Consider the following 23,932-nt stretch of genomic DNA (forward strand, 5'->3'; position numbering starts at 1 on the left):
CGGCAGGCGCGCCGTTCGAAGGCGCTCGGAAGGTCCGCCGGAGCCCGCTTCTCAGCCCCAGCCCAGTTCGTGGAGCCGGGCGTCCTCGATGCCGAAGTGGTGCGCCACCTCGTGGACCACCGTCACGGCCACTTCCTGGACCACCTCCTCCGTGCTCTCGCAGTACCGCAGGGTCGGACCCATGTAGATCGTGATGCGGTCGGGGAGGACCCCGGCGTACCACTCCCCGCGCTCCGTGAGCGGGGTCCCCTCGTACAGGCCCAGCAGCTCCGGATCGTCGGCGGGCGGCTCGTCCTCCACGAAGACGGCCACGTTGTCCATGACCCGCGTCAGCTCCGGCGGGATCCGGTCCAGGGCCTCACTCACGAGTTCTTCGAACCTGTCGCGTGTCATCTCCAGCACAGGGCCATTGTCGGGGAGGACACCGCGGACCGGGTGTGCGGGCGCGCCACGGGTGAGCGCCGCTTCGAACGCGCCGCGTGTCCTCTTGCGGGCGGCGGGAGTTGGGGAGGTTGACTCCCGCTACTTGCCCACCCCGGAGGTGGCCGCCGTGCGCCCCTTGTACGTACCCGTCCGTCTGGCCGTCACGGTGCTGGTCGTCGCCGCTGCCGCCGGTTGCGTGAACGTGGGGGACGACGCCGGCCGGGCCGGGCCCTCGCACTCGGCGGGGCAGCGCGGCGGTGAGGCACCGGACGGCGGTCCGGTGGACGGCGTGGGCGGGCTCGGGCACGACGGTGCGGCGGTCGACGGCAAGCGCGGGCACGGCGGCAAGGCGAAGCCGGGGAAGTCGGCCTCGGCGTCGGCGGCCACGCCGTCCGGGGCGGGCAGCGCGTCCGCGGCGCCGGCGAAGCCGGGGAAGAGCGTCGAGCCCGGGGACCCGGTGCCGACCCAGGCGCAGCCGACACTCCCGCCCACCTCCGCACCGCCGGAGCCGCCGTCCTCCACCCCGCCGCCCCCGCCCCCCTCGGAGCCGCCGTCGGCCGAGCCGTCGTCGTCGGCGCACGAGGAGACGGGGCCGCAGCTGGTCCGGCGGGAACCGGTGCCGGCGCCCGCGGCGGGCGTGGCGGCGTGATGCCTGCGGCGCGGCCGAGCGCCGTCGCGGCGGGCACAGTGCCGCTGAGCTGCGGCTTGGAGGCTCGGTTTGCCTTCAGGGGTGGTAGGTGCGTATGGTGGTAGATCGTTTGATCCCATTTGCCCGGCGCCACCACAGAGCGCGCCGTGTGGCGCGTACTCTCCCTTGCCGTGGCGGACCGCATTGAGGCGGTCGTGTGAGCGAATCACGGAGTTGACGGGCGCGTGCCGACGAGACTCCGGAAGGTTTCGCATTCGCATGTCCGTGTCCAGTACTGACCAGATCGTCGTGTCCGAGAACGAGAACGAACTCACCGACGTGACGACCGAGGTCACCGAGGCCCCCGAGGCCACTGACACCCCCCAGATCACCTTTGCCGACCTCGGCCTCCCCGAGGGCATCGTGCGCAAGCTCGCACAGAACGGCGTGACCACCCCCTTCCCGATCCAGGCCGCGACCATCCCGGACGCCCTGGCCCGCAAGGACATCCTCGGCCGTGGCCGCACCGGCTCCGGCAAGACCCTCTCCTTCGGTCTGCCGACCCTGGCCACGCTGGCCGGCGGCCGTACCGAGAAGAAGCGGCCCCGCGCCGTCATCCTGACCCCGACCCGCGAGCTGGCGATGCAGGTCGCCGACGCCCTCCAGCCCTACGGCGACGTCCTCGGCCTGAAGATGAAGGTCGTCTGCGGCGGCACCTCGATGGGCAACCAGATCTACGCCCTGGAGCGCGGCGTCGACATCCTCGTCGCCACCCCGGGCCGGCTGCGCGACATCATCAACCGCGGCGCCTGCTCGCTGGAGGACGTGCAGATCGCCGTTCTCGACGAGGCCGACCAGATGTCCGACCTGGGCTTCCTGCCCGAGGTCACCGAGCTGCTCGACCAGGTCCCGGCGGGCGGCCAGCGGATGCTGTTCTCCGCGACCATGGAGAACGAGATCCAGACCCTCGTCGACCGCTACCTGAACAACCCCGTCTCCCACGAGGTGGACGCGGCCCAGGGCGCGGTGACGACCATGTCGCACCACATCCTCATCGTGAAGCCCAAGGACAAGGCGCCGGTCACGGCCGCGATCGCCTCCCGCAAGGGCCGCACGATCATCTTCGTCCGCACCCAGCTGGGCGCCGACCGCGTCGCCGAGCAGCTGCGCGAGGCGGGCGCGAAGGCGGACGCGCTGCACGGCGGCATGACCCAGGGCGCCCGTACCCGCACGCTGGCCGACTTCAAGGACGGTTACGTCAACGTCCTGGTCGCGACCGACGTCGCGGCGCGCGGTATCCACGTCGACGGCATCGACCTGGTGCTGAACGTGGACCCGGCCGGCGACCACAAGGACTACCTGCACCGCGCGGGCCGTACCGCTCGTGCCGGCCGCACCGGCACGGTGGTCTCCCTCTCCCTGCCGCACCAGCGCCGCCAGATCTTCCGCCTGATGGAGGACGCCGGCGTCGACGCCGCGCGCCACATCATCCAGGGCGCCGGCGCCTTCGACCCGGAGGTCGCCGAGATCACCGGCGCCCGCTCCATGACCGAGGTCCAGGCCGAGTCCGCGGGCAACGCCGCCCAGCAGGCCGAGCGCGACGTCGCCCAGCTCACCAAGCAGCTGGAGCGCGCCCAGCGCCGGGCGGCCGAGCTGCGCGAAGAGGCCGACCGGCTGGTCGCCCGGGTCGCCCGCGAGCGCGGGGAGGACCCCGAGGCCGCGGTGGCCGAGGCCCAGGCGTCCGCCGCCGAGGCCGTGGCCGAGGCGTCCGTCGCCGCCGAGCGGCCGGCCGAGCGCGAGACCGAGCGCGAGGAGCGTGCCGTGGCCTCGGCGCCGTACGAGCGCAAGGAGCGGCGCGGCTTCGACCGCCGGGACGACCGTGGCGAGCGGGGTTTCGAGCGGCGCGAGGACCGCGGTGACCGTGGTGGCCGCTCCTTCGAGCGCCGGGACGACCGTGGTGGCCGTTCCTTCGAGCGCCGCGACGACCGGGGCGACCGGGGTGGCCGTGGCTTCGAGCGCCGTGACGAGCGCCGTCCGTTCGACCGTGACCGCGACCGTGGCTTCGAGCGTCGTGACGACCGCCGGGACGACCGTGGTGGCCGTTCCTTCGAGCGCCGCGACGACCGGGGCGACCGGGGCGACCGGGGTGGCCGTGGCTTCGAGCGCCGTGACGAGCGCCGTCCGTTCGACCGTGACCGTGGTGGCCGTTCCTTCGAGCGCCGCGACGACCGTGGCGGCTTCCGCCGGGACGAGCGTGGTGGGCACCGGGGCAGCGACCGTCCGTTCAACCGCGAGCGCCGCGACGACCGTCCGGGCTTCCGCTCCGGCGGTCACGACCGCCCCTACGGCCGTCGTGACGACCACCGTGGCACCGGCTCCTTCGGCCGCCGCGAGGACAAGCCGCGCTGGAAGCGCAACGGCTGACGCCGAGTGACATGAGGAAGGGCTCGTACGACTCCGGTCGTACGGGCCCTTTCGCATGGCCCGCCGCTTTCCGGCCACACCCGGTCCGTGAGTGACGCATGTCACGCCCCCGGCGCGGGAATTGCTGGGGGCATGACAGATGACGCGAGAGCGGGCGGGCCTGACGGCCTGTCGGACGAGGAACGGCTGGCCCAGCTCGGTTACACCCAGGTGCTGGCCCGCCGGATGTCGGCGTTCTCCAACTACGCCGTGTCCTTCACGATCATCTCGGTGCTGTCCGGCTGCCTCACCCTGTACCTCTTCGGAATGACCACCGGCGGACCCGCGGTGATCGTCTGGGGCTGGGTCGCGGTGGGCCTGATGACCCTGTTCGTCGGCCTGTCGATGGCCGAGATCTGCTCCGCCTACCCGACGTCGGCCGGCCTGTACTTCTGGGCTCACCGCCTCGCCCCGCCGCGCTCGGCGGCGGCCTGGGCCTGGTTCACGGGCTGGTTCAACGTGCTGGGCCAGGTGGCGGTGACCGCGGGCATCGACTTCGGCGCGGCCTCCTTCCTGGGCGCCTACCTGAACCTCCAGTTCGACTTCGAGGTGACCCCCGGCCGCACGGTGCTGCTGTTCGCGGCGATCCTGGTGCTGCACGGCCTGCTGAACACCTTCGGCGTCCGCATCGTCGCCTTCCTGAACAGCGTGAGCGTGTGGTGGCACGTCCTCGGCGTCGCCGTCATCGTCGGCGCCCTCGCCTTCGTGCCCGACCACCACCGGTCGGCGTCCTTCGTCCTCACGCACTTCGTCAACGAGACGGGCTGGGGCAGCGGCGTGTACGTGGTCCTGCTCGGTCTGCTGATGGCCCAGTACACCTTCACCGGCTACGACGCCTCCGCCCACATGACGGAGGAGACCCACGACGCGTCCACGGCGGGGCCCCAGGGCATCGTCCGCTCCATCTGGACGTCCTGGATCGCCGGCTTCGTCCTCCTGCTGGGCTTCACCTTCGCGATCCAGTCCTACGACAAGGAACTCACGTCCCCCACGGGCGCCCCGCCCGCCCAGATCCTCCTGGACGCCCTCGGCGCCACGGCCGGCAAGTTCCTGCTCCTGGTGGTGATCGGTGCCCAGCTCTTCTGCGGCATGGCCTCCGTCACCGCCAACAGCCGCATGATCTACGCCTTCTCGCGCGACGGCGCGCTGCCCTTCTCCCGCGTCTGGCACACCGTCAGCCCGCGCACCCGCACCCCCGTGGCGGCGGTCTGGCTGGCCGCGCTGGCCGCTCTCGCCCTGGGCCTGCCGTACCTCATCAACACGACGGCCTACGCGGCGGTGACCTCGATCGCGGTCATCGGTCTCTACATCGCCTACGTCATCCCGACCTTCCTGCGGGTCCGCAAGGGTGCCGCCTTCGAACGCGGCCCCTGGCACCTGGGCCGTTGGTCGGGGCCGATCGGCGTCGTCTCGGTCCTCTGGGTCGCCGTGATCACGGTCCTGTTCATGCTGCCTCAGATGTCCCCGGTCACCTGGAAGACCTTCAACTACGCCCCCGTTGCCGTCCTGGTCGTCCTGGGCTTCGCCGCGACCTGGTGGCTGGCCTCGGCGCGCCACTGGTTCCTCGACCAGACCCCCGCGCCCGCCCCCGAGCCGACCAAAACGTGACCAACGCCCCGCTCCGTGCCCGCCCGACGCGGCCGTGTCCCGATACCCGATCGGAGACTCGGCCTCGTCCGGCTATGCTCGGACAGGCAACATCGCCTGGGCCCTTAGCTCAATTGGCAGAGCAGTGGACTTTTAATCCATTGGTTGTGGGTTCGAGTCCCACAGGGCCTACGGCCGCAGGAACGGGGGCATCGCCTCTGACCTGCGAAGAAGCGCCCCGACCGGCTCTGTCCGGTCGGGGCGCTCCCATGAGCCCGTGTCACCGTCAGCGGTTCGCGGAGTACACGACCAGCACGTGGAAGCTGCGGTCCGTCCGCGTTCCGGCCGAGTCGAACGTCTGGATGAACAGGCAGTTGTTGGTGCCGGCCCGGCCCACGACGGTGATCTCACCGGGTGACGACGTTCCGGAGTTGCCGGGAAGGCCGATGGTCGCGACATAGGTGCCGTTGGTGATCGGCACGGCGAAGCAGACCTGGTAGGTGCCGGAGGGGAGTTCGACCCTGCCCGCCGACGTGGCACCGAAGCTCTGCCCGGGGACGAGGGTCCCGTCCGCCCGGACCACGGCCCGCACGGCCCTCTGCACCTGGTTCTGGTCGTTGCCGCTGAGGCCCTTGGCGGTGGTCTGCGCGGCCGTCGAGTTCGTCGTGTTCGGCGGGACCGGTGGCACCGTGCCGGCGGTGACGGCGGCCGCGGGCGAGGCGATGAGAAACCCGGCGATCACGGATCCGGCTGCCACCGACAGGCCTCTGGCGGCGCTGATTCCGAACTTCATGCTTGCTCCCTTGTGTGTGCTCTGCGGGAACAGCGATTCCACCGGAGCCGCATTCGGCTTCGCGTTCGAATCGGGTTGTCACTCGCTCGGGCCATGGAAATGCGCCGAACGGGAGGGCCCCCAGGAACCCCCAGGAACCCCCCAGGACGCCGGTGCGCGGGGAGACGGAGCGGCGGTCAGGTGCCCCCGGTGCGCAGGCGGGCGGCGAGCAGGGCGATGTCGTCGTCGCACATGCCGCTGGTCAGCTGGGTCAGCAGGGTGTCGAGCAGATGCTCCAGCGGGTCGTCGGCGGACAGCCCCATGCAGGTGAGGGCGCGCACGGAGTCGTCGATGTCCACGCCCCGTTGTTCCACGAGGCCGTCGGTGTAGAGCAGGAGGACCGAGCCCGGCTCGAATGCGAACGTTGTCATCTCGTAGTCGCCCAGCTCGGTGCCGATGGGCGGCCCGGCCGGCAGGTGCATCAGGCCGGTACTGCCGTTGGGCCGGATGACGAGGGGCGGCAGGTGCCCGGCCGTGGCCGCGGTGCAGGTGGCCGCCTCGGGGTCGACGAGTACGAGCAGGCAGGTGGCGACGCGGTCGAGGCCGATGCGGGCGGCCCTGCGGTCGGCCTCGGCGAGCATGGCGTCCACGGACAGGCCGGAGGCGGCGACGGTGCGCAGCACGGAGCGGTACTGGCTCATGGCGACCGCGGCCTGGAATCCGTGGCCCATCACATCGCCCATGACGAGCAGGGTGCGGCGGTCCGGAAGCGCGATGGAGTCGTACCAGTCCCCGCCGACCAGGGCGCTGCGGCCGGAGGGCAGATATCGGGTGGCCACCTGGACCGTGGGGTGCGGGCGGTCGGGTTCCGACAGCAGGGCGCGCTGGAGTTCCAGCGTCATGGTGTGCTCGTGGCTGTACCGGTGGGCGCTGTCGATGGAGACGCCGGCGCGTGCGGCCACGCCCTGTGCGGTCAGGATGTCGTCCTCGCTGAAGGGTGGAGACGTCCCGACGCGCATCAGCATGACGACGCCGACGCAGCGGCGGGCCGTGGGCAGGGGGACGATGAGGACCGAGTGGACGCCGGCCGCGCGGAAGACCCGTGCGCGTTCGGGGTCGATGGTGACCTTCTGGAACAGGTCGTCGGAGGCCTGGTTGCCCAGCCAGGGCCGGCCGCTCTCGAGGCAGCGCCGGGACGCCGCCCCGCGGGGCAGGTCCAGATACGGTTCCGGGCCGCCCAGCTCGCGCAGGTGGCGTTCGAGTTCGGGCGGTGCCGTCAGCTTCATCTTGCGCAGCCGGAGCATGCCGGGCGGCGGCGGGGGCATCCCGAAGAAGTCCTCCTCGACGATGCCCACCGCGGCGATGTCCGCCAGGGAGGGCGCGAGGAAGTCGGCCAGTTCGGCGCAGGTGGCCTCCACGTCCAGGCTGGTGCCGACCCGGGTGGCCGCGGCGTCCAGGAGGGCCAGCCGCTGATGGGCGTTCTCCAGGTCGTCCAGGTACTGCCGCAGGTTGCTGACCTCCACCGCGATCCCGCACACGCCGATGACCCGCCCCTCCACCTCGAGCCGGTGGAAGACCGCGCGCCAGAGCCTGCGGCCCACGGGCGAGGGGACGCGCGTGGTGCCGTTCAGGGGTACGTCCCGCGGCTGCCCGTCGGCGAGCACCTCGATCAGCACGTCCTCGGAGGTCTGCACCTGCGGCAGCACCTCCGCGAGCGTCCTGCCGAGGAAGGCGTCGGCGGGGACGCCGGTGACCCGGGACCAGGCGGGGTTGACGTAGAGGTGACGCAGATGGCGGTCGAGGATCACCACGGGGGCGGAGGTGCCTTCGATGATCCCGCGCAGGAACCCGCACTCGCACGCCGTCAGGGTGCCGTCGACCATGGGTCCGAAGGATTCGGCCGTCGGTACGAAGGGGTCGGCTCCCAGGGTGCGCGGCGCCGGGGCCTGCGCCTGGGGAAGGAGCCACGACGGCGGGAGTTGTTCAGCGTTCACCGTCTTCTCCTGCGGTCCGGGCTGAGTCGGTCCCTTTCCCCATCGTGTGGGGAGGCCCGACGCGGCGCATCTCAGCAGGGTGTGGGCATCCTCACGCGGGCGGAGCGCGGGCGGGGCGCGGGGGCGGAGCGCCGGCGGGGCGCGGGCGAGGTGTCAGCGGGGCGGGGCCGCGGCCACGATCCGTTCGACGGCGGCCGAGACCAGTTCGTCGCGCTCCGCCTCGGTGAGGACGTCCGGCAGGGTGAGCTGTTCGACGATCAGCCAGTTCAGGGCGAGGTAGAGCAGTTTGACGGCCATGGCGTCGCCGGGCAGCCCGGAGGCCTCGTGGTAGGCGAGGTTGGCGTCCAGGTCGGCGCGGACGCGTGCGGTGAGGACCGCGCGCAGGTCCGGGCGACGGGTGGCCTCCAGGCGGAGTTCCAGCAGCGCGAGGTAGCCGGTGCGGAAGGTGGCGATGCGGTCGATGAGTTCCCGCATCAGCTGCGCGTACGTCTCCCGGTCGCGGCCGGCCGTCCGGTGGCGGGTGAGGGTGGTCTCGTCGGGCTGGAGCCGCTCGTAGACCCGGGCGCCGGCCTGGGTGAGCAGTTCGTCGCGGCTGGAGAAGTAGTTGGACGCCGTACCGAGGGGCACGGCGGCCTCGGCGTCCACCGCCCGGAAGGTCAGCCCGCGGGCCCCCTCCCCGGCCAGCACCTCGATCGCGGCGTCGACGAGCGCGGCACGCCGTTGGTCGTTCCGTCTCACCATGGGTCACGACTCCCGACGCGCTGCTCGGCACCTGACACAACCACTTCAGGCAGAGTACTGCATGCGAAGTTGTCCGGCGGCGCGCCCGCCCGGCGGTTCACCGGCGTTCCTGCACGGCGTCCGTCACTTCACCCCGTAGGCCCGCAGGAAGGCCTCCACTCCGCTTCTGACCAGGTGGTCCGTCCGGGCGGGCGGGAGCGGGAGGACGCCGTAGTGCGTGAGCTGGACGATCGTGTGCGAGGTCAGGGCCGTGAAGTGGGTGGCCGCCATGGCCGCGTCGCCGTGGAGGTCGAGCAGGCCGGCGTCCGCGAGGCGGGTCATCGCCTCGGCGAGGGCCCGGGCGAGGGGTTCCGGGCCCGCTTCGTGCCAGGCCCTGAGGACCTCCGGGGGTACGTGGTCGGCCTCGGCGTGGATGTGGCGGACCAGCGCGAAGTGGTTCGGATAGTCGCTCATGAGGCCGACGAAGGCGCGGGCCAGGGCGACCAGGTCGCGTTCCAGGTCGTCGGGGCGCGGCGGGCGCCCGGGATCCAGCACGGAGCGCAGCTGGGTCAGTTGGGCGTCGCGGACCTGGCTCGACGTCCAGGTCACCACGGTCTGGAAGAGCTGCGCCTTGCCGCCGGGGAAGTGGTTGTAGAGCGTGCGGGTGGAGACGCCGGCTTCGGCGGCGAGCGCGTCGACCGACGCGCGCGCGTAGCCCTCGCGGCCGAAGAGCGTGCAGGACGCGCTCGCGATGGCCATCTGCTTCTCCAGCTTGCGCGGTGAGACCTCGCGCCGCGCCTTCTCCAGCCGGGACTCGTTCGTTTCGCCCACGTCCGCCTCCTTCGGGACCAGCCACTCTAGTCGATGTACAACGCCCGTTGTAATTTCTACAACGAGCGTTGTACTTTGCTGGGGAGGCGGCCGCCGAAGCGGCCCGCCCGTCCTGAGATGGGGGATACCTGTGTCTGCTGTCGCGTCCATTGCTTCCGCCACCGAGTCCCGTTCCGGGTCCGCCGGCACCGAGAACCTTCCGCTCCGCGTCGCCGTCGTGATCGGCAGCGTGCGTGAGGGGCGGCAGGGCCGGGCCGTCGCCGACTGGTTCCTCACCACCGCCGGCGGCGAGGCGGGTCTCGACCTCGACGTCATCGACCTGGCCGAGGTGGAGCTGCCGCTGGCGCTGCCCGGCTGGGGCGGCGCGCCGAGCCCCGAGACCGGCGCCGTGTTGCGAGGGGTCTCGCCGCGGCTCGCGGCCGCCGACGCGTTCGTCGTCGTGACGCCCGAGTACAACCACAGCTTCCCGGCGTCCCTGAAGAACCTGATCGACTGGCACCACGCCGAGTGGCAGGCCAAGCCGGTCGGTTTCGTGTCGTACGGCGGTCTAGGCGGCGGGCTGCGCGCGGTCGAGCAGCTCCGGCTGGTCTTCGCCGAGCTGCACGCGGTGACCGTGCGCGACTCGGTCAGCCTGCACGGGCCCTGGTCCGGCCTGGGCCCGGACGGCACCCCGCGCGACGCGGACGTGTGCGCCGGTGCCGCCAAGGGCATGCTGGGCCAGCTCGGCTGGTGGGGGCGGACCCTGCGAACCGCTCGCGCCGAGCGTCCCTACGCGGGCTGAGGGGGACGAGGAGATGAGCACCCTTCGCCCGACCCGCCCCGGCGGGACCGCCGAGCCGGCGGAAGCCACCCGGCCCGCCGAGCCCGCCGAGACCACTGAGTCCACTGAGTCCACCGGGTCCGGGGTCACCTCGCCCGCATCCGGCTCCCTCTACCGCGTCGTCACCGTCGTCGTCCTCGGCAGCGTCATGGCGGTGCTCGACATGACGATCGTCAACGTCGCGCTGGGCCGCCTCTCCGAGTCCTTCGGTGCCCCGCTGGAGACCATGCAGTGGACGGCCACCGCCTACACGCTGGCACTCGCCGCGGTCATTCCCGTAGCCGCCTGGGCGATGGGCCGCATCGGCGCCAAGCGCACCTACGTCACCGCACTCGTCCTCTTCACGCTGGGGTCCGTGCTCGCCGCCTGCGCCTGGGACGCGGGCAGTCTCATCGCCTTCCGTGCGGTGCAGGGACTGGGCGGCGGGCTGCTGCAGCCGGTCGGCATGGCCATGGGCATGCGGGTCGCCGACCGGGCGCGGCTCGGCCGGGCGATGGGCCTGCTGGGACTGCCCGTCCTGGTGGGCCCGGTCGCCGGCCCGGTACTCGGCGGCTGGCTGGTCGACGTCGCCTCCTGGCGCTGGATCTTCCTGATCAATCTGCCCGTCGGCGCCCTCGCCCTGGTCCTCGCCGTCCGGCTGTTGCCCAAGGACGCCCCGGACGCCCGCGGCACCGACCTGCCCCGGCTGGACGTCCCGGGGCTGCTGATGCTCTCGCCCGGTCTCGCCCTGCTGCTCTACGGCCTTGCCCGCGGCGGCGAACGCGGCGAGTTCACCGCGCCCGGCGCCCTCGCGCCCACGCTCGCCGGTGCCGTCCTCACGGTGGCCTTCGTCCGGCGGGCGCTCACCGTCCGTGCGCCGCTGCTGGACCTGCGACTGCTGCGGGACCGTACCTTCGCGGCCGCCGTCCGCACCCTCGCCCCGTTCACCTGCGGCTACTTCGGGGCGGCGTTGCTCGGGCCGCTGTACTGGCAGCAGGAACGGGGGCAGAGCGCGACGACGGCCGGGTTGCTCGGGGCGCCGCTCGGGCTCGTGGTCGGTACGACGATGCAGATCGCGGCGCGGCGGATCGACCGGGTGTCACCGCGCCGGCTGATCGCGACCGGGTGTGCGGTGGCCGCGCTCGGCATGGGCCTGCTGGCCTGGCAGACCGGTACCGCGGGCGTGGCGCCCTGGCGGATCGTCGCCGCCGGACTGGTCATGGGCGTCGGCGTCGGCATGACGCTGATGCCGACGATGACCACCGCCGGCCGTGACCTGCCCGTGGAACGGCTGGCCGGGGCGAGCACCATGCTGAGCATCAACTCCCAGCTGGCCGCGTCCGTCGGCACGGCCGCGCTGTCGGTGGTCCTGGTCTCGGCGGGCCCGGGCCCGACCGGCTTCCGCGTCGCCTACACCGTGGCGGCGGCGCTGCTCGCCCTGGGGATCATCTCGGCACTCCGCCTCCCCGACCGCCACGAGACCTGACCCCGTCAGGGATCAGCCCGCGCTCAGTCCCGTCAGTGCGTTCAGCTCGGGCAGGGGGAGGGTGTGCTGGGTCTGGAGGACCTTCGCGCGGAGGTAGCGGACGTTGTGGGCCGTGGTGAAGACACCGGTCGGCACCCGGTCCCGGACGACGGTGCCCAGCGCGCGCAACTGCTCGGCCTTGTCGGGGTTGTTGGACAGCAGATCCAGCTCGCCGATGCCGAGGGCGGCGAGCATCTGCGCGGCGGCGGTGTAGTCGCGGGCGTCCTCCGGCAGGCCGAGGGCGGCGTTCGCCTCGTAGGTGTCGAGGCCCTGGTCCTGGAGGGCGTACGCGTCGAGCTTGTTGTAGAGGCCGATGCCACGGCCCTCCTGGCGGAGGTACAGCAGGACGCCGCCGCGCTCGGCGATGCGTTCGACCGCCTCGCGCAGCTGGGGCCCGCAGTCGCAGCGGGCGGAGCCGAAGACGTCTCCGGTCAGGCACTCGGAGTGCAGCCGCACCAGCGGGACCGGGCCGGGGTCGCCGAGGACGACGGCGACGTGCTCCTGGCCGTCGGCGAGCCCGTGGAACGTGACGAGTTCCGCGTCGGCGCTGTAGCCGTCGTGGAAGCGCAGCGGTACCCGGACGCGGGCACGCGGGGTGGCGGCGGGGATGTCGGGCATGCGGGTCTCCGGGATCTGTGCCGTGGCCATCTGTTTCAGATTTGAAGCAGATGTTCAGAGCCGAGACCCTACCTCATGCTTCAAAGTTGAATCAATGATGCGCGGTGAAGCCCACGGGGCTCTCGGGACTCACGGGGCTCTCGGGACTCACGAGAGCCGTCTCACTCCGTCGCGCCGCCCTCGCACGATCCCGACCGTCGCCGCCACGGCACGTCCTCCGTGGCCGCCCCCGCCTCGTCCTCCCCCTGCAGCCCGCGCACGATCCCCGTGCAGATCTGCTCCAGTTGTCCCACCTGCTCCGGCGTGAGCCGGTCGAAGAGGGTGCCGCGGACCGTCTCGACGTGCCCCGGTGCCGTACGCTCCAGCACGGCCATCCCCTCGTCCGTCAGCACCGCCAGGCTGCTGCGCTTGTCCCAGCGGCAGTCCTCCCGGCGCACCAGCCCGTCCCGCTCCAGCCGGGTCACCGCGTAGGTCAGCCTGCTGCGGGTGATCTTCAGCGTCTCGGCGAGGTCGGTCATGCGCAGCCGCCGGTCGGGCGCCTCGGAGAGGTTGGCCAGCACCGAGTAGAACAGGTGGGGCATGCCGCCCTCCTGCTGGAGCTGCCGGTCGATCGCGTCCTCCAGGAGCCGGGAGGCGGCGATGTAGGCGCGCCAGGCGCGCTGCTCCTCGGGGTTGAGCCAGCGGGTCGTCATGCTGCCAGTGTAAGTTTGTTTCAAACTTGAACCAAGATGGTGAGCCCGCCGGGCCGCCGCGAGGGAGTGCGCCGATGCCCCTGCCGTACGTGCTGCTGTCCGCCGCCGTCTCCCTCGACGGCTTCCTGGACGACACCGGCCCCGAGCGGCTCCTGCTGTCCAGCCCCGCCGACTTCGACCGGGTCGACGACGTGCGGGCCTCCGTCGACGCCATCCTCGTCGGCGCCGGCACGATCCGCGCCGACAACCCGCGCCTGCTGGTGAACTCCCCCGAGCGCCGCGCGGCCCGGCAGGCAACGGGCAGGCCCGCCTACCCGCTGAAGGTCACCGTCACCGCCTCCGGCGAACTCGACCCCGGGGCACACTTCTGGCACACCGGCGGCGAGAAGCTCGTCTACACGACCGACGAGGGCGCCGAACGGGCCACCCGCCTCCTCGGCGGCACCGCCGACGTCGTCCCGCTCGGCGCCGACCTCGACTGGCGCGCCCTGCTGGAGCACCTGCACGACGTCCGCGGTGTCGGGCGCCTGATGGTCGAGGGCGGCGGCCAGGTGCACACCCAGCTCCTCCAGCAGGGCCTCGCCGACGAACTCCAGCTGGTCCTCGCCCCGCTGTTCGTCGGCGACCCGGCGGCCCCGCGCCTGTTCGGGCCGGGCGCCTACCAGGGCGGCCGGCTGCGCCTGCTCGAGACCCGCCGCATCGAGGACGTCGTCCTCATGCGCTACGAGCCCACGGCCCCCGGCACCGGCCCCGCCCCCACCGCCGCCGACCGCCGCTGGCTGCGCACCGCCTGCGACCTCGCCGCCCTGTGCCCGCCCTCGGAGACCGCGTTCAGTGTCGGCGCGGTCGTGGTCGCCGCCGACGGCACCGAACTGGCCCGCGGCCACTCCCGGGAGAACGGCGACCCGGTGGTCCACGCAGAGGAGGCCGCGCTGGCGAAGATCGACCGGGCCGACCCCAGGCTGACCGGTGCCACGGTCTACAGCAGCCTGGAGCCCTGCGCCCGCCGCGCCTCCCGCCCCGCGCCCTGTGCCGAGCTGATCCTGCGCGCCGGGGTGCGCCGGGTGGTCACCGCCTGGCGGGAGCCGGACACCTTCGTCGCGGCGGCCGACGGCACGGGGGTGCTGCGCGACGGGGGAGCCGAGGTCGTCGTACTCCCGGAACTCGAGGCGCTCGCCAAGGCGCCCAACGCCCACCTGCGGGGCTGAGCGCCGCCCCCGGCACCGGTCCGGGCGGGGCCCGGGGGAAACCGATGTGCATTCCGTCCTGCGTATGGCGTACAGTAGAGACACAACGACGCGGGGTGGAGCAGCTCGGTAGCTCGCTGGGCTCATAACCCAGAGGTCGCAGGTTCAAATCCTGTCCCCGCTACTGAAGACTCAGGGCCGGAATCCAGTACATGGACTCCGGCCCTGAGTGTTTCCCGGGGTGTCCGGGGTTCCCCCGGCGACGCCCGGCCTTTCTGTCGAGTGGCATACATCACAGCAGGTCATCCGGTCGGTCCACAGCGGTCGCCCCGCCTCCCCGTGCCCGCAAACCTGGACGTACGTCGGACACGTGGGAGACAAGCGGTGCGTCCTGGTGAGGTGGAGCAGAACACGTACGCCAGGGCGGGTGGCCGGCTCCCCGGCGACCCCGTGCCCGACCCGGGTGTCGGCGCCGACCCGGTACCCGCGGGCAGGACCCGCCGCCCGAGCCCGCGTGCCCTGGCCCGCGCCCTGCCCGCCCTCCTCGTCGCCTGCGGCGTCCTCTACGGCCTGCTCACCCCCGAGGACTTCACCGCCGTCCCGTTCTTCACCGCCGCCCTGCTGATCGCCGCGCCCCTGTCCTCGCTGCGCACCACCGTGCTGACCGGCCTCACGGCCCTCGCCGCCGCCTGCGCCGTGCACGCCCAGGCCGGCGCCCACCCGGCCGTGGCCACCGTCACGGACGTGGTCACCGTGGCCACGGTCGCCCTGCCGGCCGTCGCCATCAACCGCGTGGTCCGCCTCGGCGACCGGCGGCTCGCCTCCGCCCGGGAGATCGCCGAGGCCGCACAGCGGGCCGTCCTGCCCGAGCCCGCCGCACGGATCGGCGGCTTCGAGATCGCCGCCCGCTACGAGGCGGCACGCCAGGACGCGTTCATCGGCGGCGACCTCTACGCGGTGCAGGACAGCCCGCACGGCGTCCGGCTGGTCGTCGGGGACGTGCGCGGCAAGGGCCTGGGCGCGGTCGCCGCCGTCGCCGTGCTGATCGGGGCGTTCCGGGAGGCGGCCGAGCAGGAGACCACGCTGGAGGCGGTCGCCGAGCGGCTGGAGCGGGCGCTGGCCCGCGAAGGCACCCGGCGGGACGGCATCGACGCGTTCGAGGGCTTCACCACCGCCGTCCTCGCCGAACTCCCGCACGGCGACGGCGTCGTACGCGTCCTCAACCGCGGCCATCCCTCCCCGCTGCTGCTGCACGCCGACGGCACCCTGCGCATCCTGACCGCGCACGAGCCCGCGCTGCCGCTCGGCATGGGCGACCTCGGCATGTGGCCCGACCGGACGCTGGAGGCCGCCTTTCCGAGCGGGGCCACCCTGCTGCTCTACACCGACGGTCTGTCCGAGGCCCGGGACGCCCACGGCCGGTTCTACGAACCCGAACGACGGCTCGCCGGACGTGCCTTCCCCGACCCCGGCGCACTGCTCGGCCGGCTCGCCGCGGAGGTGCGGCGCCACTCCGGCGGCGGGATGACGGACGACATGGCGCTGCTCGCCGTACGGCAGCCATGAGCAGCCTCACCGAGGGTGACCGGTCGACCGCCGTGCGCATAACATCTGAGTCACCATCAAAACTTCTGTGACTCCTGAACCGCGGCCAACTCGCCCGATTTGCAGCGGTCCTGGCAGGTAAGTCCGCGGCCGAAAAGGTTAATGATCAAGCCGAACGGCTTGGAAAGTGCCTGGCACGTCTATTAACGTTCGATAACGCAGCGCGGTCGTCCCAGCCGTCACAAGAGGCGGCTCCGTGCGCATGCGCCGAATCCCGCAAGGGAACCGGGGAACCACCACCTTGGGGTGAATCACGCGGACACCGACGTGAACTCGCTGAGTCCACGCCTGGTATACGCGCGTAGGAGACCTTCCTGCTCCGAACCCGTCAGCTAACCCGGTAGGCGGAGGAAGGAAAGGAGCACGCCCGCGTGGCGTCCAACCGCCCTGCCCCAGAAGCCCCGTTCATACCGGCTCAGCGTGAGACCGAGACCTTCGGTTACGGCTCCTACCGCGCCGAGGAGGGCCCCTGGGAGGAGTGGAATCCCACCGAGGACTCCGTCGCCCCGGTCCGCGGCCGGCACCGTGTCGCCAAGCAGCGCGGCGGGTTCGCCCGCAGCTCCACCGTTCTCGGCGTCGGCGTGATCGCCGCGGTCGGCGCGGGCGGCATGGCCAGCGCCAACACCGGCAAGCCGCCGGTCTCCATCTCCCTGCCGGACCTGCCCTCCGTCGGCTCGCTCTTCGAGGACGACTCCGCCCCGGCACCCGAGGCCACCGCCACGACCGCGCTCAGCGACGTCGGCGTGACCTCCGCCGACACCGAGCAGGACGCCGACGCGGGCGAGGCCCTGCGCAACCGGATCATGGCCCAGGCCGAGCAGCAGCAGAGCAAGGCCGACAGCAAGGCCACCGCCGTGGCACTCGCCGCCGCCGAGAAGCAGACCGCGGACGCCGCCGCGAAGGCGGAGAAGGAAGCCGCCACCAAGGCCGCCGCCGCCAAGGAGAAGGCGGAGGCCGACGCCGAGAAGGCCGCCGAGGCCAAGCGGCTGGCCGAGCTGGCCAAGCAGTACGCGCTGCCGACCTCCTCGTACACGCTCACCTCGACGTTCGGCCAGGCCGGCTCGATGTGGTCCTCCGGCTACCACACCGGCCTCGACTTCGCGGCTCCCACGGGCACCCTCATCAAGGCCGTCCACACCGGCACGATCACCCAGGCGGGCTGGGCCGGCTCCTACGGCTACCGCACGGTCCTCACCCTCGACGACGGCACCGAGCTGTGGTTCTGCCACCAGTCCTCGATCAGTGTCTCCGTCGGCCAGAAGGTCTCCACCGGCGACGTCATCGGCCGCGTCGGCGCCACCGGCAACGTCACCGGCCCGCACCTCCACCTGGAGGTCCACCCGGGCGGCCAGTCCACCGGCATCGACCCGATGGCATGGCTGCGGGACAAGGGCCTCAACCCCTGACACGTCCCTCCGGGAGCCCGCGGGGGCACCCCTTTGCGGGATCTTGGCGCCGACGGCGGAATGCGATCATCTGCCGTCGGCGTTGACGTGGAGCATGACTTCTCTGCGCACACTCGGCTCCTCCGACCTCGAGGTCTTCCCGCTCTCCCTCGGCGGCAACGTCTTCGGCTGGACCGCCGACGAGGAGACCTCCTTCGCCGTCCTCGACGCCTACGCGGCCGCCGGCGGCAACTTCGTCGACACCGCCGACTCCTACTCCGCCTGGATCGAGGGCCACCAGGGCGGCGAGTCGGAGACGATCATCGGCAGGTGGGTCAAGGCCCGTGGCAACCGCGACGACGTGGTCATCGCGACCAAGGTCAGTCAGCACCCCGAGTACCAGGGTCTGTCCGCCACCACCATCAAGGCCGCCGCCGACGCCTCCCTGCGCCGCCTGGGCACCGACCACATCGACCTCTACTACACGCACTTCGACAAGCCCGAGGTGCCGGTGGAGGAGATCATCGGCGCGCTGGACGAGCTGGTGAAGGCCGGCAAGGTCCGGCACATCGCCGCCTCCAACATCACCCCCGAACGCCTCCAGGCCTCCCTGGACTTCTCCGACCGCGAGGGCCTCGCCCGCTACGTCGCCCTCCAGCCCCACTACAACCTGGTCTCCCGCGACACCTACGAGGGCCCGCTGCGGGACCTGGCCGTCCGCGAGGGCCTCGCCGCCGTGCCCTACTTCGCCCTCGCCGCGGGCTTCCTGACCGGCAAGTACCGCCCCGGTACGACCGTGGACAGCGCCCGCGCCGGCCGGGCCCAGGGGTACGCGGACTCCGAGCGCGGCCAGAAGGTCCTGGCGGCCCTGGACGAGATCGCCGCCGCCCACGAGGCCCCGGCCGCCACCATCGCCCTGGCCTGGCTCGCGGCCCAGCCGACGATCACGGCCCCCATCGCCTCCGCCCGCACGCCGGAACAACTCCCGGCCCTGCTGGGCTTGGCGGACCTGAAGCTGACGGACCAGGAAGTGACCAGGCTGACGGAAGCCTCGGCGTAGGACCGGTCACCCCGGTTCCACCGCGACGGCAAGCGCCCGTACCGGCGGTGCCCGGCTGCCCGAACCCCCTAGGTGCGATACGGGTTGTACGCGGGATGGGGCACCGCCGGGTACCCGTACGGCGGTGCCCAGTACACCGGTGTCGGAGCGGAAGCCCTGGCCGCGTACTCCAGGGCCGGCCGCGCCATGCCCCTGCGCTGCCACAGCTCGGTCAGCAACTCCCGCTCCCGTACGACGAAGTCGGCCCCGGCCCGCCCCTGCCGCCCCCGGTGCCGCAGGAACGCGAGCGAGGTGGCGTACGCCTCGTACTGAGCCACCGTCCGCGCCGCGGGCCGCCCCCCGAAGTGGTGCCGGGCGTACTCCCGGGCCATCCGCCGCGCCCGCATCGACCCGAGCGCGAACGGCTCGGCCGGCCCCAGCCACCCGGCCAGCACGTACGCCGGCAGCTCTTCCCGCACGGTCCGCAGCTCCCGCTGCCGCGTCCAGACCGCGAGCCAGGTCAGCAACCCGAACGCGGGCACCATGAACCCGCCGTAGACGGCGAAGAACCCGTACTGGCCGAAGGTGGAGGAGCCGTTCCAGAGGGCGTGCATGCTCATCGCGAGCAGCAGCCCGCAGACCGGCAGCAGCACCCGCCGCAGATGCTGCCGCTCCCCGGAGAGCGCGGCGACGCCGAAGCCGATGCCGGTGAGGACGGTGAACAGGGGGTGCGCGAACGGGGACATCACGATGCGCACGAAGAAGGTCGCGGCGGTGACGGAGGCGATGCCCCGTCCGCCGGTCATCTGGTCGGTCCCGAAGGCCGTACCGAGGTAGAGGATGTTCTCGGTGAACGCGAAACCGGTGGCGGTGATCCCGGCGATCACCATCCCGTCCACGAGTCCGGTGAAGTGGCGTCTGCGGAAGAGGAAGACCAGCAGCACGGCCGCGGCCTTGGCGGACTCCTCCACGATCGGCGCTATCACGGTGGCGCCGAGGGTGTCGGCATTGGCCGGATCGGCGGTGGCGGTGGCTATCCACTTGGTCGCGAAGGTGTTCGCGACGATGGCTATCAGCGCCGCCGCGCAGGCGCCCCAGGCGAAGGCGAAGACCAGGTTCCGCCAGGGGCCCGGCTCCACCCGGTCCAGCCACCGGAAGGCGGCCGTCAGCCAGGGCACGGGCAGCACCGCGAGTCCGAGCCCGACCAGGAACCCCTCCGTGCCGGTCTGCCGCCGCACGAGCGCGAGGATCACCAGCCCGGACAGCGCCAGCAGCGTGATCAGCGCCCCGTACCGCACCCATCCGCGCTGCCACCAGTGCGGGTGACGGAGCACCCCGGCGCCGGGGCTGGTGGGGGGTGTCGGGTACGGAGCACTGCTGGCCACGGCATCGACCCTAACGGTGACGGAACGAGGGGCTATCGGTTTGTCGGACCGGGCCGCAGGGCCTGGCGCCGAACCTGCCCGCCGGCCCCGCCCGCCGGTTCCGTACCGGCCCGGCTATCGGTCCCGGTGCGGTACGCGCCGGAAGAGGAGATCGTTCACCACATGTCCCTTGTCCAGTCCCTGCCCCTCGAAACGGGTCAGCGGCCGGAACTCGGGGCGTGGCGCGAAACCGCCCCCCGCCTGCGTGTTCTCGAAGTCCGGATGCGCGCTGAGCACCTCGAGCATCTGTTCGGCGTACTCCTCCCAGTCGGTCGCGCAGTGCACGGTCGCGCCGGGCTTCAGCCGGGTCGCGGCGAGCGACAGGAACTCGGGCTGGATGAGTCTCCGCTTGTGATGCCGCTTCTTGGGCCAGGGGTCGGGGAAGTACACGCGCAGCCCGTCCAGCGAGTCGGGGCGGAGCATCTCCCGGAGCAGGATGATCGCGTCCCCGTTGCCCACCCGGACGTTGGACAGGCCGTTCTGGTCGGCGAGATTGAGCAGATTGCCCTGCCCCGGGGTGTGCACGTCGACCGCGAGGACGTTGGTGTCCGGGTCGGCGGCGGCCATCCGGGCGGTGGCCTCACCCATCCCGAAGCCGATCTCCAGCACGACGGGGTTGCCGTTCCCGAACAGCTCGGCCGGATCGATGACCCGCTGCCCGTCGATGTCCAGCCCCCACTTCGGCCACAGCCGCTGCAGGGCGTCGGCCTGCCCGGCCGTCACCCGGCTGCGCCGCGGCTGGAAACTGCGGATCCGCCGCTCGAAGTGCGACCCGGCCGGATCGGCCTTCGGCCCGTCGGGAAACCTGGGTTCCCCCTTGGTCCGGGTGTGCCGGATGGAGGCACCGGGGGCCTGCGGGGCCGACGGCGGAGCTTCGGGGGTGTTCACGGAGTCAGACACAGTAAGACGATTTTACGGCGCCGCGGAACGGCCCCCTCGCACTACAGCGCGCCCAGCAGATCGAGCACCCGCCGCCCCACCTCCCGTCCGATCGGGAGCGAAGCGGTGGCCGCGGGTGACGGCGCGTTGAGGACGTGCACCGCCCGCGCCCCCTCCCGGATCAGGAAGTCGTCCACGAGCGTCCCGTCCCGCAGCACCGCCTGCGCCCGCACCCCGGCGGGGGCCCGCACCAGGTCCCCGGACTCCACCCCGGGCAACAGCCTGCGCACCGCCTCCACGAACGCCCCCTTGGACACCGACCGCCGCAGCTCCCCGGCGCCGTACCGCCAGTGCCGCCGGGCGATCGCCCACGACCCCGGCCACGCCACGGTCCCGGCCAGCTCCCCTGGGCGTACGACCCCCCAGCCGTATCCCTCCCGGGCCAGCGCCGGCACCGCGTTCGGCCCGACGTGCACGCCCCCGTCGATGCCCCGGGTCAGATGCACCCCGAGGAACGGGAACGCCGGGTCCGGCACCGGATAGACCAGCCCTCGCACCAGCTCGGGCCGCGCCAGCTCGTAGTACTCCCCGCGGAACGGCACGATCCGCACCTCTGGCTCGTCCCCGGTCAGCCGCGCCACCTCGTCGCAGTACAGCCCGGCGCAGTTCACCAGCACACGCGCCCGGACGACGTCCCCGCCGGCGGTGAGCACGGCCACGCCCCGATCCGGCCGCCGGTCCACCCGCACGACCCGCGCGCCGTAGCGGATCTCCGCCCCGGACGCCGCGGCCAGCTGCCGCGCGACCCCCACGAAGTCGCACACGCCGGTCGTGCCGACGTGTATGGCGGCGAGGCCGCGCACCTCGGGTTCGTACTCGGTGATCTGCGCGGGCCCCAGCTCCCGCACCGGAATCCCGTTCTCCCGCCCGCGCTGCACGAGTGCGTGGAGCCGCGGCAGCTCCTCCCGCTCGGTGGCGACGATCAGCTTGCCGGTGACGGCGTGCGCGATGCCGTACTCGGCGCAGAACTTCACCATCTCGGCGGCGCCCCGCACCGCGTACCGCGCCTTGAGCGAGCCCGGCCGGTAGTAGATCCCGCTGTGGATCACCCCGCTGTTGCGCCCCGTCTGGTGCCGGGCCGGCCCCGGCTCCTTCTCCAGCACGGTCACCCGCGTACCCGGCGCGGCCCGCGTGATCGCATACGCCGTCGACAGCCCGACGATCCCCCCGCCGACCACCAGCACGTCGCAGTCGTACGCCCCGACCGGCACCTGCACCACCTCCCGCTACCGATAGTGCACTGCGCCACTGACAGTCGCTTCAAACGCGGGGAACGGCAGTGCAGGCGAGCGGGGCGGCGCTACGCCGTCGTCATCAGAAGCGGACGGGCCCGTTCCCGCAGCTCCACCACCCGCGGCTCGTCCCCGTACGGCTCCAGCCGGTGCAGGAGGTCCTTCACGTACTCCGTCGTCCGCGCCGACGAGATCCGCCCGGCCACCTCCACGGCCCGCACCCCCTGCTCGCAGGCCGCGTCCAGGTTGCCGGACTCCAGCTCGGCCACCGCGGAGACGACCAGCCGCAGCCCGTGCGAGCGCACGAACTCCTCCGTCGGCTTCGACAGTGCCTGCTCGGTGAACCGCCGGACCTGCCGCGGCGCCTTCAGGTCGCGGTAGCACTCGGCGGCATCGGCGGCGAACCGGTCGTAGCCGTAGAAACCGAGCCAGGACGGGTCGCTGTCGCCCTCCCTGGACCGCTCGAGCCAGCTCTCGGACGCCTTCAGCGCCGCGCCGGCGGCCTGCGCGTCTCCCGCGCGCGCGTGGGCCCGCGCCTCGACCAGCCGGAAGAAGCTCATGGTGCGTGCGGTCGCCAGTCCGCGGTTGCGTTCCAGGGCGGCCTGCGCCAGGTCGACCCCCTCGTCGCCGAAGCCCCGGTACGTCGCCTGCAGCGACATGGACGCGAGGACGTAACCCCCGAGCGGCACGTCGGCGGCCGCGCGCGCGAGCCGCAGCGCCTGGATGTAGTACCGCTGCGCGGCCTCCTGCTGTCCGGTGTCGAAGGCCATCCACCCGGCGAGGCGGGTCAGTTCCGAGGAGGCCCCGAACAGGGCGCGGCCCACCTCGTCGGAGTAGGAGCCGAGCAGCAGCGGTGCCGCCTCCACCCGCAGGCACTCCGGCACCATCGACGAGCGCCAGTCACCGCCCCCGTACTTGGAGTCCCACCGCCTGGCGTCCTCGGCGGCCTCCCGCAGCTTCCGCACATCGCTGTGGCCGACTTTGATCGGTGCGCCCGAGCCCTCGACGGAGCCGGCCTCCCGCGCGACCGAGCTGTCGGCGGGGGTTATCAGCCATCGTGAGGCGGGCGTTGCGTATGCGCTCACTGCGAACGACCCGGCGAGGGACTGCCAGATGCCGCCGGCGCCGGCCCGGCGTCCCGCGAGGTCGAGACGGTACAGCTCGGTCGCCGACCGGACCGCCTGTCCCACGTCTCTGGGGAAGGCGAGGCCCACTTCGGGCGCGGGGTCCGCGTCCGCCAGGCCGATCTCGTGGAGCGGCACCGGGCGGCCGAGCTTCTGTCCGATGGCGGCCGCGATGAGGTGCGGCGCCGCTCCCTGCGGAACCATCCCCTTCGAGACCCAGCGCGCCACGGACGTCTTGTCGTAGCGAAGCGTCAACCCGCGTTGTGCGCCGAGGTCGTTGACGCGCCGCGCGAGGCCGGCGTTGCTGATTCCCGCGAGGGCGAGAACGGCGCCGAGTTTCTCGTTCGGCCCGCGTTGCTCCCTGGACATGAGCCACCCCTCGACACAGACGGCTGCCGCGCTGGCATAACCACGCGGCATTCGTAAACCCAGCGTAGTTCGCCGGATCCCAAGCGTTAAGGGGCATTGTTCCGGTTGGCGGGATTGTGGTCCGTACGGAAGTGCGGTCCTGTACGCACCGTGCACGGCCCGTCGCCGCGTGCCCCCGCTCGTGTGGCCGTGCGCCCGTCCGTGCGCTCTTCTCCGGCCACCGGGGGAGCGGTTCCATGGCTCTTGCGTGGGTCGGCCCGCTGTACTGGATCCAGTGGGCTGGGGGACACCGCCACCTTCATCCCCGCGGGTGGCGGACCGGTCCGGGAGGCGATGCCCGCCTCCCGGACTGTGCGCGTGCGCGGACCCGGGAGCGCTCCGCAGGTGTGTACGGAGCGTGCTCAACGTCGAGTCGCTGCCGACGATTTGGCCGAAAATCATCCCTGGGTCCCGTGAGCGATTTCCGCTGCCACCACGGTACTTGAGGGCGCGAAGGGCGTTTTCAGGGCGCATATCGGGGGCGCATTCGCATCGCACCGGCCTCGGTCCGCCGGCCCTCCCGACCTGGCCCGTACG

20 protein-coding genes, 2 tRNA genes and 1 riboswitch are annotated in these 23,932 nt (G+C 72.5%); of the genes, 11 read left to right on the forward strand and 11 right to left on the reverse strand.

What is annotated here, in order from left to right; translation table 11 throughout:
• Positions 1-51: 51 nt before the first annotated feature.
• Entirely contained in the window at positions 52-393 is a 342-nt protein-coding gene (locus tag ACZ5CW_RS39105) for a metallopeptidase family protein (protein WP_468610265.1), read from the reverse strand.
• A gap of 157 nt (positions 394-550) precedes the next feature.
• Here ACZ5CW_RS39105 and ACZ5CW_RS39110 point away from each other — a divergent pair, with 157 nt between their 5' ends.
• From ACZ5CW_RS39110 to ACZ5CW_RS39125, 4 genes are all read left to right on the forward strand, one after another.
• Complete coding sequence (locus ACZ5CW_RS39110; protein WP_468610218.1) at positions 551-1,072, forward strand: hypothetical protein; 522 nt, start codon at positions 551-553, stop codon at positions 1,070-1,072.
• 258 nt (positions 1,073-1,330) lie between these two features.
• Positions 1,331-3,475, forward strand: coding sequence for a DEAD/DEAH box helicase (locus ACZ5CW_RS39115; protein ID WP_468610220.1), 2,145 nt, complete (start codon positions 1,331-1,333; stop codon positions 3,473-3,475).
• A 132-nt stretch (positions 3,476-3,607) separates the two neighbouring features.
• Positions 3,608-5,122, forward strand: coding sequence for an amino acid permease (locus tag ACZ5CW_RS39120; RefSeq protein WP_468610222.1), 1,515 nt, complete (start codon positions 3,608-3,610; stop codon positions 5,120-5,122).
• A 98-nt stretch (positions 5,123-5,220) separates the two neighbouring features.
• Positions 5,221-5,293: transfer RNA gene (locus ACZ5CW_RS39125), tRNA-Lys, on the forward strand.
• Positions 5,294-5,387: 94 nt separating this feature from the next.
• Here ACZ5CW_RS39125 and ACZ5CW_RS39130 read toward each other — a convergent pair.
• The 4 genes from ACZ5CW_RS39130 to ACZ5CW_RS39145 all read right to left on the reverse strand — a co-directional run bounded on the left by ACZ5CW_RS39130 (position 5,388) and on the right by ACZ5CW_RS39145 (position 9,418).
• Positions 5,388-5,894 carry a hypothetical protein gene (locus ACZ5CW_RS39130; protein WP_468610224.1) on the reverse strand — a complete coding sequence of 169 codons (507 nt, stop codon included), beginning with the start codon at positions 5,892-5,894 and terminating at the stop codon, positions 5,388-5,390.
• A 176-nt stretch (positions 5,895-6,070) separates the two neighbouring features.
• The gene (locus ACZ5CW_RS39135) at positions 6,071-7,867 is read right to left on the reverse strand and encodes a SpoIIE family protein phosphatase (RefSeq protein WP_468610226.1); all 1,797 of its coding nucleotides are present in this window, start codon (positions 7,865-7,867) and stop codon (positions 6,071-6,073) included.
• Between the two features lie 153 nt (positions 7,868-8,020).
• Positions 8,021-8,608 carry a TetR/AcrR family transcriptional regulator gene (locus ACZ5CW_RS39140; RefSeq protein WP_468610228.1) on the reverse strand — a complete coding sequence of 196 codons (588 nt, stop codon included), beginning with the start codon at positions 8,606-8,608 and terminating at the stop codon, positions 8,021-8,023.
• 123 nt (positions 8,609-8,731) lie between these two features.
• Positions 8,732-9,418 (reverse strand): TetR/AcrR family transcriptional regulator, encoded by a 687-nt coding sequence (locus ACZ5CW_RS39145; RefSeq protein ID WP_468610230.1) that lies wholly within the window; start codon positions 9,416-9,418, stop codon positions 8,732-8,734.
• A 148-nt stretch (positions 9,419-9,566) separates the two neighbouring features.
• On the opposite strand from ACZ5CW_RS39145, the gene ACZ5CW_RS39150 reads away from it, so the two are divergent.
• Together ACZ5CW_RS39150 and ACZ5CW_RS39155 are read left to right on the forward strand one after the other, a co-directional pair.
• Entirely contained in the window at positions 9,567-10,199 is a 633-nt protein-coding gene (locus tag ACZ5CW_RS39150; protein WP_468610267.1) for an NADPH-dependent FMN reductase, read from the forward strand.
• Between the two features lie 13 nt (positions 10,200-10,212).
• Positions 10,213-11,703 (forward strand): DHA2 family efflux MFS transporter permease subunit, encoded by a 1,491-nt coding sequence (locus ACZ5CW_RS39155; protein WP_468610232.1) that lies wholly within the window; start codon positions 10,213-10,215, stop codon positions 11,701-11,703.
• A gap of 12 nt (positions 11,704-11,715) precedes the next feature.
• On the opposite strand, the gene ACZ5CW_RS39160 is transcribed toward ACZ5CW_RS39155, so the two are convergent.
• Together ACZ5CW_RS39160 and ACZ5CW_RS39165 are read right to left on the reverse strand one after the other, a co-directional pair.
• The gene (locus ACZ5CW_RS39160; RefSeq protein ID WP_468610269.1) at positions 11,716-12,360 is read right to left on the reverse strand and encodes a GTP cyclohydrolase II; all 645 of its coding nucleotides are present in this window, start codon (positions 12,358-12,360) and stop codon (positions 11,716-11,718) included.
• Between the two features lie 161 nt (positions 12,361-12,521).
• Positions 12,522-13,052, reverse strand: a complete 531-nt coding sequence (locus ACZ5CW_RS39165; protein WP_468610234.1) for a MarR family winged helix-turn-helix transcriptional regulator — start codon at positions 13,050-13,052, stop codon at positions 12,522-12,524.
• A 74-nt stretch (positions 13,053-13,126) separates the two neighbouring features.
• Between ACZ5CW_RS39165 and ACZ5CW_RS39170 the strand changes: the two genes are divergently transcribed.
• The 5 genes from ACZ5CW_RS39170 (at position 13,127) to ACZ5CW_RS39190 (ending at position 18,289) form a co-directional block, all read left to right on the forward strand.
• A complete protein-coding gene (locus ACZ5CW_RS39170; RefSeq protein ID WP_468610236.1) occupies positions 13,127-14,260 on the forward strand; it encodes a dihydrofolate reductase family protein in 1,134 nt (377 codons plus the stop codon).
• A gap of 89 nt (positions 14,261-14,349) precedes the next feature.
• Positions 14,350-14,423: transfer RNA gene (locus tag ACZ5CW_RS39175), tRNA-Met, on the forward strand.
• 215 nt (positions 14,424-14,638) lie between these two features.
• On the forward strand, positions 14,639-15,805 hold the full coding sequence (locus ACZ5CW_RS39180) for a PP2C family protein-serine/threonine phosphatase (RefSeq protein WP_468610238.1): 1,167 nt from the start codon (positions 14,639-14,641) through the stop codon (positions 15,803-15,805).
• A 234-nt stretch (positions 15,806-16,039) separates the two neighbouring features.
• Positions 16,040-16,206: riboswitch (cyclic di-AMP (ydaO/yuaA leader) on the forward strand.
• A gap of 9 nt (positions 16,207-16,215) precedes the next feature.
• The gene (locus ACZ5CW_RS39185) at positions 16,216-17,250 is read left to right on the forward strand and encodes a M23 family metallopeptidase (RefSeq protein ID WP_468610239.1); all 1,035 of its coding nucleotides are present in this window, start codon (positions 16,216-16,218) and stop codon (positions 17,248-17,250) included.
• A 94-nt stretch (positions 17,251-17,344) separates the two neighbouring features.
• Positions 17,345-18,289 carry an aldo/keto reductase gene (locus ACZ5CW_RS39190; protein ID WP_468610241.1) on the forward strand — a complete coding sequence of 315 codons (945 nt, stop codon included), beginning with the start codon at positions 17,345-17,347 and terminating at the stop codon, positions 18,287-18,289.
• Between the two features lie 68 nt (positions 18,290-18,357).
• On the opposite strand, the gene ACZ5CW_RS39195 is transcribed toward ACZ5CW_RS39190, so the two are convergent.
• The 4 genes from ACZ5CW_RS39195 to ACZ5CW_RS39210 form a co-directional block, all read right to left on the reverse strand.
• A complete protein-coding gene (locus ACZ5CW_RS39195) occupies positions 18,358-19,653 on the reverse strand; it encodes a PrsW family intramembrane metalloprotease (RefSeq protein ID WP_468610243.1) in 1,296 nt (431 codons plus the stop codon).
• Positions 19,654-19,767: 114 nt separating this feature from the next.
• Positions 19,768-20,592: a tRNA (guanosine(46)-N7)-methyltransferase TrmB gene (gene trmB / locus ACZ5CW_RS39200; RefSeq protein WP_468610245.1), complete on the reverse strand. Its 825-nt coding sequence runs from the start codon at positions 20,590-20,592 to the stop codon at positions 19,768-19,770.
• 41 nt (positions 20,593-20,633) lie between these two features.
• Positions 20,634-21,851, reverse strand: coding sequence for an L-2-hydroxyglutarate oxidase (lhgO, locus tag ACZ5CW_RS39205; RefSeq protein ID WP_468610247.1), 1,218 nt, complete (start codon positions 21,849-21,851; stop codon positions 20,634-20,636).
• Positions 21,852-21,931: 80 nt separating this feature from the next.
• Positions 21,932-23,356, reverse strand: a complete 1,425-nt coding sequence (locus ACZ5CW_RS39210; RefSeq protein WP_468610249.1) for an MFS transporter — start codon at positions 23,354-23,356, stop codon at positions 21,932-21,934.
• Positions 23,357-23,932: the final 576 nt, after the last annotated feature.

This window comes from Streptomyces sp. NPDC031379 (assembly GCF_055569615.1).